This is a genomic window from Enterobacter sp. YSU, from assembly GCF_016082135.1.
In the GTDB taxonomy this organism is placed as follows: Bacteria; Pseudomonadota; Gammaproteobacteria; order Enterobacterales; family Enterobacteriaceae; genus Enterobacter; species Enterobacter hormaechei_C.
Genome location: NZ_CP059487.1, coordinates 2844213 through 2857906, shown reverse-complemented (window position 1 = coordinate 2857906; position 13694 = coordinate 2844213). Strand labels below are relative to the sequence as shown.

Sequence of the window (13694 nt, the reverse complement as noted above, 5' to 3'; positions counted from 1 at the left end):
CGGCATGAATAGTTCAGACCCCTGTCCTCACATCCCCTCTTTCGCGGGTACACACCCCACGCTCTCTGTGCTCACCGGGTCACGGATTTACCCGGCGCTTTCTGATGGTGACATACGTTTGGCGGATATAACCGCACAAATAATTCATTTACATTATTTGTCACTGTCGTTACTATATCGGCTGTAATTAATGAGGTTATGCCCAAAATGGATAGTTCGTTTACGCCCATTGAACAAATGCTTAAGTTCCGCGCCAGTCGTCATGAGGACTTCCCGTATCAGGAAATCCTGCTGACCCGCCTGTGCATGCACATGCAGGGTAAGCTGCTGGAAAATCGTAACAAGATGCTGAAAGCGCAGGGGATTAACGAGACGTTGTTTATGGCGTTGATTACGCTGGAGTCTCAGGAAAATCACAGCATTCAGCCGTCGGAACTGAGCTGTGCGCTGGGGTCATCCCGTACCAATGCGACGCGTATCGCGGATGAACTGGAAAAGCGCGGCTGGATTGAACGCCGTGAAAGCGATAACGATCGCCGCTGCCTGCATCTGCAACTGACCGAGAAAGGTCACGAATTCTTGCGCGAAGTGCTGCCACCGCAGCACAACTGCCTGCACCAGCTCTGGTCTGCCCTCAGCACCGCCGAGCGCGACCAGCTTGAGCACATTACTCGCAAGCTGCTCACCCGTCTGGACCAGATGGATGAAGACGGCGTCATCCTTGAGGCGCTGCGCTAACGCGACGATCCGCTCAACATTCCAGATTGCTAAAAAGAAAAACTGACAGGCCAGCACGTGAAACTGCTGGCCTTTCTGACAACAGGTCGGCTCAGCCGATGTGAAAATAAAAAGATCGTGGAGAACAACAATGAGCGCAAATGCGGAGAACACCCTCCCGCAGCAACCGGCCAACAAAAAGGGCAAACGTAAGAGCGCCCTTATTCTGCTGACCTTGCTCTTTATTATTATTGCCGTGGCATATGGGATCTATTGGTTTTTAGTCTTGCGTCATGTTGAAGAGACAGACGATGCATACGTGGCAGGGAATCAGGTTCAAATCATGGCCCAGGTGTCAGGCAGCGTGACGAAAGTCTGGGCTGATAACACCGACTTTGTGAAAAAAGGCGATGTGCTGGTCACGCTCGACCCGACCGACGCCCAACAGGCGTTTGAAAAAGCACAGACGGCGCTGGCCTCCAGCGTTCGCCAGACCCGCCAGCTGATGATCAACAGCAAGCAGCTTCAGGCCAATATCGACGTGCAGAAAACGGCCCTGGCTCAGGCGCAGAGCGACCTCAATCGTCGTGTTCCTCTCGGCACCGCCAACCTGATTGGCCGTGAAGAGTTGCAGCACGCCCGCGATGCGGTGGCCAGCGCACAGGCGCAGCTGGACGTGGCGATCCAACAGTACAACGCCAACCAGGCGATGGTGTTGGGCACCTCTCTGGAAAACCAGCCAGCGGTGAAACAGGCGGCGACCGAAGTGCGTAACGCATGGCTTGCCCTGCAACGTACCAAAATCGTCAGCCCGATGACCGGCTACGTTTCCCGTCGTTCCGTACAGCCTGGGGCGCAGATTAGCACCACCACGCCGCTGATGGCGGTCGTTCCGGCGAACAATCTGTGGGTCGATGCGAACTTCAAAGAGACCCAGCTGGCGCATATGCGTATCGGCCAGACCGCGACCGTGGTCAGCGATATTTACGGCGATGACGTCAAGTACACCGGAAAAGTGGTCGGTCTGGACATGGGGACCGGCAGCGCGTTCAGCCTGCTGCCTGCACAGAACGCCACCGGCAACTGGATCAAAGTGGTACAGCGCTTGCCTGTGCGTATCGAGCTGGATCCTAAGCAGCTGGCAGACCATCCGCTGCGAATTGGCCTTTCCACGCTGGTGACGGTCGATACCGCTAACCGCGACGGTCAGATCCTCGCAAGCCAGGTGCGCAGTACGCCAGCTTATGAAAGTAACGCCCGTGAAATTAGCCTCGATCCGGTCAATAAGCTGATCGATGACATCGTGAAGGCAAACGCCGGTTAAGCCGAAGGTGAGCGTTATGCAACAGCAAAAGCCGCAAAAACCGCTGGAGGGGGCGCAGCTGGTCATTATGACCATTGCGCTGTCGCTGGCGACATTCATGCAGGTGCTGGACTCCACCATCGCAAACGTGGCGATCCCTACGATCGCCGGGAACCTTGGCTCATCGCTGAGCCAGGGGACCTGGGTCATTACCTCGTTCGGGGTGGCGAACGCCATCTCCATTCCCATCACCGGCTGGCTGGCGAAGCGCGTCGGTGAAGTGAAGCTGTTCCTCTGGTCGACGATCCTGTTCGTGCTGGCCTCCTGGGCCTGCGGCATGTCCAGCAGCCTGACGATGCTGATTTTCTTCCGCGTCATCCAGGGGATTGTCGCCGGGCCGTTGATTCCGCTGTCGCAGAGTTTGCTGCTGAACAACTATCCGCCCGCCAAGCGCTCCATCGCGCTCGCGCTGTGGTCGATGACGGTGATCGTCGCCCCAATTTGCGGGCCAATCCTCGGCGGCTATATCAGCGATAACTATCACTGGGGCTGGATCTTCTTCATCAACGTGCCCATCGGTGCGCTGGTGGTGCTGATGACGCTACAGTCTCTGCGTGGTCGCGAAACGCGGACCGAACAGCGGCGGATCGACGGCATCGGGCTGGCACTGCTGGTTGTCGGCATCGGCAGCCTGCAAATCATGCTCGACCGCGGCAAAGAGCTGGACTGGTTTGCCTCTACGGAAATCATTGTGCTGACGGTGGTGGCCGTGGTTGCCATCAGCTTCCTGATTGTCTGGGAGCTGACGGACGATAATCCGATAGTCGACCTCTCGCTGTTTAAATCGCGAAACTTCACCATCGGCTGCCTCTGTATCAGCCTCGCCTATATGCTCTACTTCGGCGCGATTGTTCTGCTGCCGCAGCTGTTGCAGGAGGTGTACGGCTATACCGCAACCTGGGCGGGGCTGGCCTCCGCGCCGGTGGGGTTAATTCCGGTTCTGCTGTCGCCGATTATTGGCCGTTTCGCCCATAAGCTCGACATGCGCAGGCTGGTGACGTTCAGCTTCATCATGTACGCCGTGTGCTTCTACTGGCGCGCGTATACGTTTGAACCGGGAATGGACTTTGGCGCCTCCGCGTGGCCGCAGTTTATTCAGGGCTTCGCCGTAGCGTGCTTCTTTATGCCGCTGACCACCATTACGCTTTCCGGCTTACCGCCTGAGCGGATGGCGGCGGCATCGAGCCTGTCGAACTTCACCCGTACGCTGGCGGGCTCCATCGGGACTTCGATCACCACCACGCTGTGGACCAACCGGGAATCGATGCACCATGCTCAACTCACCGAAGCGGTGAACCCGTTCAACCCTAACGCTCAGCAGATGTATAGCCAGCTTGAGGGGATGGGGATGACGGAGCAGCAGGCGTCCGGCTGGCTTGCCCAGCAGATCACCAACCAGGGGCTGATTATCTCGGCAAACGAGATTTTCTGGATATCGGCGGGGATCTTCATCGTCCTGCTGGGGCTGGTGTGGTTTGCCAAACCACCGTTTGGGGCCGGTAGCGGGGGCGGTGGGGCGCACTAGCCCTGTGCACGGGTTGCCGGGTGGCGGCTACGCCTTACCCGGCCTACGATCGTAGGCCCGGTAAGCGCAGCGCCACCGGTCAACAATCGCCCCCCTTGTCCAAAACGCGACAGCGATTGTCAGTTCCGATAAAGCAGCGCGCCTGAAATCGATTCACGATAGTGAAAAGACAACAGGAGCGCACCATGCTGAACACACCCGCCGACAAATACCAGCCTTACCCCACCCTTTCGTTGCCCGACCGCCGCTGGCCGGAGCAGATTATCACCCGCGCCCCGCGCTGGCTCTCGACCGACTTACGCGACGGTAACCAGGCGCTGGCCGAGCCGATGGACAGCGCGCGCAAGCTGCAATTCTGGGATCTGCTGCTGAGCTGCGGGTTTAAAGAAATCGAAGTCGCCTTCCCGTCCGCCTCGCAGACGGACTTCAATTTTGTGCGTCAGCTGATTGAGGAGAACCGCATCCCGGATGACGTCACCATTCAGGTGTTAACGCAGGCGCGGGACGATCTTATCCGTCGCACTTTCGACTCCCTGCGCGGCGCGAAGCAGGCCACCGTTCACCTGTATAACGCCACCGCCCCGCTGTTCCGCCGTCTGGTATTCGGCATGGAGAAAGCGCAAATCGTCGAGCTGGCGACGCGCGCGACGCGCCTGATTCGTCAGCTGTGTGAAGAGAACCCTGACACCCGCTGGCAGTACGAGTACTCCCCGGAAACCTTCTGCTTCACCGAACCGGAGTTTGCGCTGGAGATTTGTGAAGCCGTGGCGGAGATCTGGCAGCCGTGCGCGGCGCGTCCGATGATCCTCAACCTGCCCGCTACCGTCGAGGTGAGCACGCCGAACGTCTATGCCGACCAGATCGAGTATTTCTGCCGCCACTTCAGCCGCCGCAGTGACGTCTGTATCAGCGTGCACCCGCATAACGATCGCGGTACCGGCGTCGCCAGCGCAGAGCTGGCCGTCATAGCCGGGGCTGACCGCGTGGAGGGCTGCCTGTTTGGTAACGGTGAGCGCACGGGCAACGTCTGCCTGGTGACGCTGGCGATGAACCTCTACAGCCAGGGCATTAGCCCGAATCTGGATTTCAGTGATATGAATCGGGTGGTTGAAACGGTAGAAACCTGCAACCAGCTGCCCGTCCATCCGCGCCATCCGTGGGCGGGTCGTCTGGCTTACACCGCCTTCTCCGGCTCGCACCAGGATGCCATCAAGAAAGGTTTCGATGCCCGTAAGCCTGGCGAACGCTGGGAGATGCCCTATCTGCCCGTCGACCCGCAGGATATTGGCTGTACCTATGAAGCGGTGATCCGCGTGAACAGCCAGTCAGGAAAAAGCGGAAGCGCCTGGCTTATTGAGCAAAACCACGGCCTCAAATTGCCTCGCGCCCTGCAACAGGATTTTAGCCAGCACGTGCAGCAGGAAACGGATAACCATGGAAAAGAGATGACGCAGAATGCGCTCTGGCAGCTGTTCCGCGCCCGCTACGGCCTGGTGGCGAGCCCGCCATTAGCGCTGCAATCGTACCGCAGCGACAGCCAGCAGGACGGCCAGCTGCGGCTGACGGCAAGCGTCGCCACGCAAGGGGGCACCCGCCAGCTGGAAGGCCAGGGAAACGGTTTGCTCTCCGCCGCCGCTCACGGATTAAGCCGCTGGATCAACGCACCGTTTGTGATCAAGGATTATCACGAACATACGTTAGGCGAACGCAGCGACAGCCGCTCGGTGGCCTATATCCGCTGCCTGTTCCAGGACGGGACCAGCCGCTGGGGCGTGGGCATCGACAGCGACGTGGCACGCGCGTCGATTCAGGCGCTTTTTAACGCGGTCAGTCGTTCCTGAAGTAATCGCTGGGTGAGAGACCCATTACCCGGCGAAACATTGCCGTAAAGGCGCTGTGGCTGCCATACCCCAGATCCAGCGCCACGCGTAATACCGGCTGGCCCTGTGCCAGCCGCACTAAGGCTTCCAGCAGTCGCGCCCTTCTCACCCACTCGCCGTAGCTCAGGCCTGTCTGCTGCTGAAAATGGCGGTTCAGCGTGCGTTCGCTCATCCCCACAATACCTGCGGCCTGGGCGCTGCTCCAGCTTTCTCCCGGGGCCATTCGAATCTGCTGGCAGAGGTGGCGCAGCGCTTCGCTTTCCGGCTCGGGCAGGTGAAACGGCAGTACCGGCATGAGGCGAATTTCATCGAGGATCAGTTCATAAACACGTTCATCGCGGCTTCCGGGTGCGTAAGATTCAGGAAGCGTAAGGGAGGTCAGGATCAGCTCGCGCAGCAGGGGCGAGATCTGCACGATCTGGCAGGTCGCCGGAAGATCGGCGCGCGCCAGCGGGTCGATAAACAGCGTGCGGGCAGCAACGTTGCCGGTGATGCGCAAGGCGTGCTGCGTACCCGCAGGTAGCCAGACGCCGCGACCGGGCGGCACCACCCAGCAGCCGGATGCGGTATCGACCCGCACGACGCCGGTGAGGCTGTGCAGGAGCTGCGCGCAGTCGTGCTGATGCCACGGCTCGCTGTCGCCATGAGCATAATCATGCGAAAACGGCACAAGCGGGCGATGGGTAAAGGAGAAGGTGGTGGTTGTCGTCATCAGGATTGTAGGCCCGGTCAGCGAAGCGCCACCGGGCATCCACAGGCACGATACTAAATGTGCAGTTCCTGAAGTTTTTCTTTTGGCAGGGCCAGCTCGTCATTGCTGTTTACACGAACATCACGTTCGATGATATGACGGGCAATCTCCTGAGCTTCTTCCAGAGAGTGCATCTGGTAAGTGCCGCACTGGTAAACGTTCAGCTCAGGGATCTGGTTCTGCTCTTTCACCTTCAGCACGTCTTCCATCGCCGCTTTCCACGCATCCGCGACGCGTTTCTCATCAGGCTGACCAATCAGGCTCATGTAGAAACCGGTGCGGCAGCCCATCGGAGAGATATCGATGATCTCCACGCCGTTGCCGTTCAGGTGGTCGCGCATGAATCCGGCGAACAGGTGTTCCAGCGTGTGAATGCCTTTCTCTGGCATCACTTCTTTATTGGGCACGCAGAAGCGCAGGTCGAAAACGGTGATCGTGTCGCCGTGCGGCGTGTTCATGGTCTTCGCCACGCGGACTGCTGGTGCTTCCATACGGGTATGGTCGACAGTAAAGCTATCTAATAACGGCATACGTCACCTCCGATAGTGATTTTTTTAAAATAAACTGAACTCTTCTACAGAATGCGCGTCTGAGTATATGAAAGACGCGCATTTGTTATCATCATCCCTGAATTCAGAGATGTATATTTTGGCCACAGCGATGTGGCCTTTTTCTTTTTGGTTCAGGCCTGCTTCGCCAGAAACGCCTCAAACGACTCCGTATCCGCCGCTTCGACCTCTTTCTGACGCACAACGGACGCATCACGCTCTGTCACAAAATCCGCTTCGCTCAGGATCTCTAACGGCTCCTGCATCAGCATCTCACGGTACTCCGCTGAGAGTGAACGCCCTGTGCCACCAATTCCCTGCTCAATCATAGAACGCAGAATACGTGCTGAGAATGTCAGTTCCGGGTTATCAAAGCTTTCAACCAGTTCGTCGCAGACCTTCTGGTAAGCTTCGCCGCCGTACACGCTGTCCAGCGTCTGGGCTACGCGCTTCAGGTCATGGAACAGATCCTTCCCTACCTTAGACAGTGGGAACTGAGCCGTTTCACAGCCAATACCTAACGTCAGACCCGGCTTGCGCCCTTCCAGAATCACGCGATTCCAGTTGGCACGGGTACACAGCAGTTCGTCGGAACTCATTTCCGGCGCATCAGCCAGTACGCACCAGACCATAAACAGGTCAAGGAAGCGAACCTGCTGCTCGTCAACGCCAATCGGTGAGAACGGGTTGATATCCAGCGAGCGCACTTCAATGTATTCGATCCCGCCGCGCTGTAGCGCATCCGACGGCGTTTCACCGCTGCGCGTCACGCGCTTCGGACGAATCGGCGCATACAGTTCATTTTCAATCTGCAACACGTTGGTGTTAATTTGCAGGCGCTTGCCGTCTTTTTCGAGGCCGATTTTTTCGTACTCTTCAGACGGGGTTTTAATCGCCCGCTTCAAGCCTGCCACATATTCGTGCAGATCGTTAAACGTAATTCCGAGATTGCTTTGCGATTTATTGGTATAGCCAAGGTCGCTCAGGCGCAGGGAGGTCGCGTACGGCAGGTAATACATACCACATTCGGTCTTCTCGAACGGCAGCGTGGTCGGTTTCCCTTGCAGGAATGATGAACAGATGGCCGGGGACGCGCCGAACAGATACGGAATAACCCAGCCAAAACGGTAGTAGTTGCGGATCAGGCGGAAGTAGCCCGCGGAGATCGCTTCTTTATCCGTTTCACCGCACTTCGCCTGCCAGAACGCCATCGGCAGCGAAAAGTTGTAGTGCACGCCAGAGATCGTCTGCATCAGTGCGCCGTAGCGATTTTTCAGTCCTTCGCGATACAGCGTTTTCAGCCGACCAATATTCGAGGTGCCGTACTGCGCCAGCTCGATATCCTGCCCCTGCTCGATATAGCACGGCATGCTGAGCGGCCACATACGCTCGTCGCCGAGGTTGCGGGCGGTGAAGCGATGCACGTCGCGCATGATCGTCAGCATATGATCAATATCACCGTCTACTGGCGTGATGAACTCCAGCAGCGCTTCGGCGAAATCGGTTGTGATCCATTTATGTGTCAGCGCCGAGCCTAACGCCTTCGGGTGTCCCGTAGTCGCTAAGCTACCATCCGCATTTACGCGCAGCGTTTCGCGCTCAAGCCCACGCTGAATACCCTTCAGTGCCTGAGGGTGATTTTCCAGCCAGGCCAGCGCCTGTGATACGTCCGGGATCAATTTGACCTCCCGCCTGTCAAAAAATTGTCACTCAGCATAATTGTAATGGTTGACGATTGAAGGTCGCGAATTCATTCCACCAATTAGTGCCACCACGTCATACCCTGTAGTGTTACCCATGCCAGTAAAACATAGCGTAACGCCTTGCCAAGGCACAAAAAAAAGAGCACCGGTCCCCAGGAAATGCGCATCCATCCCGCCAGCAGACACAGTAAATCGCCTATTACAGGCATCCAGCTTAATAACAGCGTGGCAGCGCCATAGCGTTTTAGCCAGCCCACTGCCTTTTCCTGCCAGCGAGATTTTTCGCGTAGCGGAAAGAAACGTCCAAGAATAACGTTAGTCAGCCCTCCAAGGCTATTACCCATTGTTGCTATTAAGACCAGCAACCAGGGCTGACTTACGCCGGACAACAGCATCGCCACCAGCACCACTTCCGAATTCCCCGGTAAGAGGGTGGAGCTTAAAAAACTGCTGGCGAATAATGAAGCGAGTGACAGCGCGTCACTCACAGTAAGCGAACGTCCACCGCCGCCATTCCGGCATCACGCGCGGCCTGAATGCCAAAATCAGCATCTTCAAACACCACGCATTTTGCAGGTGGAACACCCATTAATTCTGCACAGAGCAGGAAGGTATCCGGTGCGGGTTTGTGATGTTTAACATGATCGGCGGCAACGACGGCAGAAAAATAGTGGCGCAGGCCAAGGTGGTTGAGTAGCGCTTCAGCAATCGCGCTCTCGCTGCCCGTACCGACAGACATAGGACGACGCCCGTGCCACTCCTTGACGACGTCAATGAGTGGTAAAGGCTGCACGGTGTCTAACAGTATGGCTTTTACCGCGTCGGTTTTTTCACGCGCGAGCTGATGCGGGTCGAGATCGGCCTGATTCAGCACAATCACGGCCTGTGCGATACGCCAGGTGGGCGATCCATTGAGGGCAATCATCGCCTGTAAATCGAAACGCATACCGTAACGGCCCAGGACTTCGGTCCAGGCCTGACGATGCGTGGGTTCGGTATCCAGGAGGGTGCCGTCCATGTCGAAGATCAAACCGTCATACTGTGCGTACATCGTGCTCTCGCTAAACGATTAACAAAGCATTACTTTATCGTAAAAGGGGATTTTTGTCGCTGATTGCGAAGTGATAACAATGAGAGTGATTAAGAACTAAACATCGAAGGGGATCACAAGAAGAGATGGTGCATCCGGGAGGATTCGAACCTCCGACCGCTCGGTTCGTAGCCGAGTACTCTATCCAGCTGAGCTACGGATGCATCAGGGAACTGCTTTCAGAAATAGTAAATGGTGCATCCGGGAGGATTCGAACCTCCGACCGCTCGGTTCGTAGCCGAGTACTCTATCCAGCTGAGCTACGGATGCATCGNNTATGGTGCATCCGGGAGGATTCGAACCTCCGACCGCTCGGTTCGTAGCCGAGTACTCTATCCAGCTGAGCTACGGATGCATCGGGATTTACTACTGTACTGCTCGATATTCATATCACTTCGAAAGCAATATGAAGTAATAGATGGTGCATCCGGGAGGATTCGAACCTCCGACCGCTCGGTTCGTAGCCGAGTACTCTATCCAGCTGAGCTACGGATGCAAAATGGCGGTGAGGCGGGGATTCGAACCCCGGATGCAGCTTTTGACCGCATACTCCCTTAGCAGGGGAGCGCCTTCAGCCTCTCGGCCACCTCACCACACAACGCCTCTTTCGAGTGCTTCGAGCAACTCGTTAAGAGCTTCTCGTCGCTGCGTGGCGCATATATTACTTTCTGGGACTTATAAGTCAAACAATTTTCCACATGCTTTTTTCGTTTGCACAATTCGCACCCAATTCGCATGTAAAAGCCGCAAAGAGAGTGTTTTATAAGCGGATTTTGCAGGCATCTTCACAGAATTGTGTTGAGAGAAGCGCGTCTTTTGGATGAGATAAGATTATGAGAGTGGTCAAAAACGAAGCGTTTGAAATAGAACGGTAACTTTATGCAGGAAAAATAGCAGGAGGGTTGCGTCTCGCCCGACAGCGAGACGCGACAATATCAGTAACTGGACTGCTGGGATTTTTCAGCCTGGATACGCTGGTAGATCTCTTCACGGTGGACAGATACTTCTTTAGGAGCGTTAACACCAATACGTACCTGGTTACCCTTTACCCCTAAAACTGTCACGGTGACCTCATCCCCAATCATGAGGGTCTCACCAACTCGACGAGTCAGAATCAGCATTCTTTGCTCCTTGAAAGATTAAAAGAGTCGGGTCTCTTGTATCCCGGCATTATCCATCATATAACGCCAAAAAGTAAGCGATGACAAACACGTAAAGTGTAAGCAGTCACGGCATCACATTCTGTTAAACGTAAGTTTAGCCGATATACACAAACTCAACCTGACTTTATCGTTATCGATAGCGCAGTGAGCAAGACGCCATAACGTTACCGCTATGGCGTCTGCTTGTGCTTTGTAGTTATTACAGTTTCGCGCTTACCCAGCTTTCAACGCTGGCTAATGCCGCGGGAAGTGCCGCCGCATCCGTACCACCGGCTTGCGCCATGTCCGGACGACCGCCACCTTTGCCACCCACCTGCTGGGCGACCATGCCAATCAGTTCCCCTGCTTTAACACGATCCGTCACATCCTTAGAGACGCCCGCAATCAGAGAAACCTTACCCTCTGCGACCGTTGCCAGCACGATAACCGTCGAACCAAGCTGGTTCTTCAGATCGTCGACCATGGTACGCAGCATCTTAGGCTCAACGCCCGCCAGATCGCTGACCAGCAGTTTGACGCCCTTAATGTCTACCGCTTTGCTGGAGAGGTTTGCGCTCTCCTGCGCCGCAGCCTGTTCTTTCAGCTGCTGGAGTTCTTTTTCCAGCTGACGGGTACGATCCAGCGCGACACGCACTTTTTCGCCCAGGTTCTGACTATCGCCTTTCAGCAGCTGCGCGATCTCGTGCAGCTGGTCGCTCTGCGCATGCAGGCTGGCAATTGCGCCTTCCCCGGTCACCGCCTCAATACGACGCACGCCTGCCGCCGTCCCCGACTCGGAAACGATGCGGAACAAGCCGATGTCACCGGTGCGGGATGCGTGAGTACCGCCACACAGTTCGGTAGAGAAGTCGCCCATGCTCAGCACGCGAACGCGGTCGTCATATTTCTCGCCAAACAGCGCCATCGCACCATTCTTCTTCGCTGCCTCGAGATCCATGATGTGGGTTTCGATTGGCAGGTTACGGCGGATCTGGGCATTCACCAGGTCTTCCACCGCACGAATTTCAGACGGCTTCATCGCTTCAAAATGCGAGAAGTCGAAACGCAGCACTTTGTCATTAACCAGAGAACCTTTCTGTGCAACGTGCGTACCCAGCACTTCGCGCAGGGCGGCGTGCATCAGGTGGGTTGCCGAGTGGTTCAGACGAATGCGCGCGCGGCGAGCTTCGTCAACGTTGGCCTGAACGCCCTCGCCCACTTTCAGAGAGCCGGAAACCAGTTTGCCCTGGTGACCAATTGCCTGACCGTATTTCTGGGTATCGCTTACGCTGAAGCTGAAGCCATTGCCTTTCAGTTCGCCTTTATCGCCAACCTGGCCGCCCGATTCCGCATAGAACGGCGTTTTATCCAGGATAACAACCGCTTCCTGGCCCGCGCTAATGCTGTCTACGGCTTTACCGTCAACAAACAGCGCGGTTACGTTGCTGGTCAGGGCCAGCTCTTCGTAGCCTTTAAATTCAGACGCGCTATCAACGCGGATCATCGCGTTGTAGTCCGCGCCAAAACCGCTGGATTCACGCGCACGACGACGCTGCTCTTCCATTGCGGCTTCAAAGCCTGCTTCGTCAACTTTGATGTTGCGCTCGCGGCAAACGTCCGCGGTCAGGTCAACCGGGAAGCCGTAGGTGTCGTACAGGCGGAAAGCGGTTTCGCCATCCAGCGTGTCGCCCTTGAGTTTCGCCAGCTCGTCGTCCAGCAGCGCCAGACCGCGTTCCAGCGTACGGGCAAACTGCTCTTCTTCGGTTTTCAGAACCTGTTCAACCTGCGCCTGCTGGCGTTTCAGCTCGTCACCGGCAGAGCCCATCACGCCAATCAGTGGCCCAACGAGTTTATAGAAGAAGGTGTCCTTCGCGCCCAGCATGTTGCCATGGCGGATCGCACGACGAATGATACGACGCAGCACATAGCCACGGTTTTCATTCGACGGGATAACGCCGTCAGCAATCAGGAACGCACAGGAACGAATATGGTCTGCGATAACGCGCAGTGATTTGTTGCTCAGATCGGTTGCGCCCGTTACCTCAGCAACGGCTTTGATCAGGGTGCTGAACAGGTCAATCTCATAGTTGGAGTTAACGTGTTGCAGAACGGCCGCGATACGCTCAAGGCCCATACCGGTATCTACGGACGGTTTTGGCAGCGGCTCCATGGTGCCGTCGGCCTGACGGTTGAACTGCATGAAGACGATGTTCCAGATCTCAATGTAGCGATCGCCATCTTCTTCCGCGCTTCCCGGAGGGCCACCCCAGATGTGGTCGCCATGATCGTAGAAGATCTCGGTGCACGGACCGCAAGGGCCGGTGTCGCCCATCTGCCAGAAGTTATCAGACGCGTAAGGCGCGCCTTTGTTGTCACCGATACGGATGATACGTTCGCGCGGGATACCCACTTCTTTTTCCCAGATGTCGAACGCTTCGTCATCGGTCTCATACACGGTCACCCACAGACGCTCTTTCGGCAGATTGAACCAGTTTTCACCGGTCAGCAGTTCCCACGCGTATTGAATGGCGTCGTGTTTGAAATAGTCGCCGAAGCTGAAGTTACCCAGCATTTCGAAGAAGGTGTGGTGGCGCGCGGTGTAACCGACGTTTTCCAGATCGTTGTGTTTACCGCCCGCACGCACGCAACGCTGTGAGGTTGTGGCGCGGGAATAATTACGCTTGTCGAGACCAAGGAACACATCCTTGAACTGGTTCATCCCGGCGTTGGTAAACAGCAGAGTCGGGTCATTGTTCGGTACCAGGGAGCTGCTGGCAACAACCTGGTGTCCCTTACTATGGAAAAAATCGAGAAACGCCTGACGGATCTCAGCGGTGCTCTTGCTCATAATTATCCTGAAATCAAGCTAACGAAATGTCGCAGCAGATCTGTATCTGTAAACAGTTGGACGGACCAGCTACTGGAAAAAGTGGGAATAAGATAAGTTTTCTTTAGTGGGAAGTAAAATCCCGCAT

At 56.2% G+C, this 13694-nt stretch carries 11 protein-coding genes and 5 tRNA genes; 4 read left to right on the top strand and 12 right to left on the bottom strand.

From position 1 onward, the window contains the following. The first annotated feature begins 207 nt into the window (after positions 1-207). From emrR to leuA, 4 genes are all read left to right on the top strand, one after another. The gene (gene emrR / locus H2Z33_RS13900; RefSeq protein ID WP_017694792.1) at positions 208-738 is read left to right on the top strand and encodes a multidrug efflux transporter EmrAB transcriptional repressor EmrR; all 531 of its coding nucleotides are present in this window, start codon (positions 208-210) and stop codon (positions 736-738) included. 130 nt (positions 739-868) lie between these two features. Further along, positions 869-2041, top strand: a complete 1173-nt coding sequence (emrA, locus tag H2Z33_RS13895; protein ID WP_017382776.1) for a multidrug efflux MFS transporter periplasmic adaptor subunit EmrA — start codon at positions 869-871, stop codon at positions 2039-2041. 16 nt (positions 2042-2057) lie between these two features. Then, positions 2058-3605 carry a multidrug efflux MFS transporter permease subunit EmrB gene (emrB, locus tag H2Z33_RS13890; protein WP_006811709.1) on the top strand — a complete coding sequence of 516 codons (1548 nt, stop codon included), beginning with the start codon at positions 2058-2060 and terminating at the stop codon, positions 3603-3605. A gap of 185 nt (positions 3606-3790) precedes the next feature. Further along, positions 3791-5446 (top strand): 2-isopropylmalate synthase, encoded by a 1656-nt coding sequence (gene leuA / locus H2Z33_RS13885; RefSeq protein WP_063134891.1) that lies wholly within the window; start codon positions 3791-3793, stop codon positions 5444-5446. Here leuA and H2Z33_RS13880 read toward each other — a convergent pair. The 12 genes from H2Z33_RS13880 to alaS form a co-directional block, all read right to left on the bottom strand. Continuing rightward, entirely contained in the window at positions 5433-6197 is a 765-nt protein-coding gene (locus tag H2Z33_RS13880; RefSeq protein ID WP_003862181.1) for an AraC family transcriptional regulator, read from the bottom strand. The two genes, leuA and H2Z33_RS13880, sit on opposite strands and share 14 nt — an antisense overlap. A gap of 53 nt (positions 6198-6250) precedes the next feature. After that, on the bottom strand, positions 6251-6766 hold the full coding sequence (gene luxS / locus H2Z33_RS13875) for an S-ribosylhomocysteine lyase (RefSeq protein ID WP_017382778.1): 516 nt from the start codon (positions 6764-6766) through the stop codon (positions 6251-6253). A 152-nt stretch (positions 6767-6918) separates the two neighbouring features. Then, positions 6919-8463 (bottom strand): glutamate--cysteine ligase, encoded by a 1545-nt coding sequence (gene gshA, locus H2Z33_RS13870; RefSeq protein ID WP_045331244.1) that lies wholly within the window; start codon positions 8461-8463, stop codon positions 6919-6921. 83 nt (positions 8464-8546) lie between these two features. Then, the gene (locus H2Z33_RS13865; RefSeq protein WP_017692791.1) at positions 8547-8975 is read right to left on the bottom strand and encodes a YqaA family protein; all 429 of its coding nucleotides are present in this window, start codon (positions 8973-8975) and stop codon (positions 8547-8549) included. Then, entirely contained in the window at positions 8972-9538 is a 567-nt protein-coding gene (gene yqaB / locus H2Z33_RS13860) for a fructose-1-phosphate/6-phosphogluconate phosphatase (protein ID WP_063134890.1), read from the bottom strand. Before yqaB ends, H2Z33_RS13865 begins: the two co-directional genes overlap by 4 nt. Before the next feature lie 126 nt (positions 9539-9664). Beyond that, positions 9665-9741: transfer RNA gene (locus tag H2Z33_RS13855), tRNA-Arg, on the bottom strand. A gap of 29 nt (positions 9742-9770) precedes the next feature. Continuing rightward, positions 9771-9847 (bottom strand) — tRNA-Arg (locus H2Z33_RS13850). A gap of 8 nt (positions 9848-9855) precedes the next feature. Next, positions 9856-9932: transfer RNA gene (locus H2Z33_RS13845), tRNA-Arg, on the bottom strand. A 64-nt stretch (positions 9933-9996) separates the two neighbouring features. Beyond that, positions 9997-10073 (bottom strand) — tRNA-Arg (locus H2Z33_RS13840). Positions 10074-10077: 4 nt separating this feature from the next. After that, positions 10078-10170: transfer RNA gene (locus tag H2Z33_RS13835), tRNA-Ser, on the bottom strand. A 342-nt stretch (positions 10171-10512) separates the two neighbouring features. Then, a complete protein-coding gene (csrA, locus tag H2Z33_RS13830) occupies positions 10513-10698 on the bottom strand; it encodes a carbon storage regulator CsrA (protein WP_000906486.1) in 186 nt (61 codons plus the stop codon). Between the two features lie 241 nt (positions 10699-10939). After that, positions 10940-13567 carry an alanine--tRNA ligase gene (gene alaS, locus H2Z33_RS13825; protein WP_058686083.1) on the bottom strand — a complete coding sequence of 876 codons (2628 nt, stop codon included), beginning with the start codon at positions 13565-13567 and terminating at the stop codon, positions 10940-10942. Between the last annotated feature and the right edge of the window lie 127 nt (positions 13568-13694).

Coding starts and splice junctions, on each gene's coding strand:
- emrR (WP_017694792.1), top strand. CDS start 208: ATGGATAGTTCGTTTACGCCCATTGAACAAATGCTTAAGTTCCGCGCC.
- emrA (WP_017382776.1), top strand. CDS start 869: ATGAGCGCAAATGCGGAGAACACCCTCCCGCAGCAACCGGCCAACAAA.
- emrB (WP_006811709.1), top strand. CDS start 2,058: ATGCAACAGCAAAAGCCGCAAAAACCGCTGGAGGGGGCGCAGCTGGTC.
- leuA (WP_063134891.1), top strand. CDS start 3,791: ATGCTGAACACACCCGCCGACAAATACCAGCCTTACCCCACCCTTTCG.
- H2Z33_RS13880 (WP_003862181.1), bottom strand. CDS start 6,197: ATGACGACAACCACCACCTTCTCCTTTACCCATCGCCCGCTTGTGCCG.
- luxS (WP_017382778.1), bottom strand. CDS start 6,766: ATGCCGTTATTAGATAGCTTTACTGTCGACCATACCCGTATGGAAGCA.
- yqaB (WP_063134890.1), bottom strand. CDS start 9,538: ATGTACGCACAGTATGACGGTTTGATCTTCGACATGGACGGCACCCTC.
- csrA (WP_000906486.1), bottom strand. CDS start 10,698: ATGCTGATTCTGACTCGTCGAGTTGGTGAGACCCTCATGATTGGGGAT.
- alaS (WP_058686083.1), bottom strand. CDS start 13,567: ATGAGCAAGAGCACCGCTGAGATCCGTCAGGCGTTTCTCGATTTTTTC.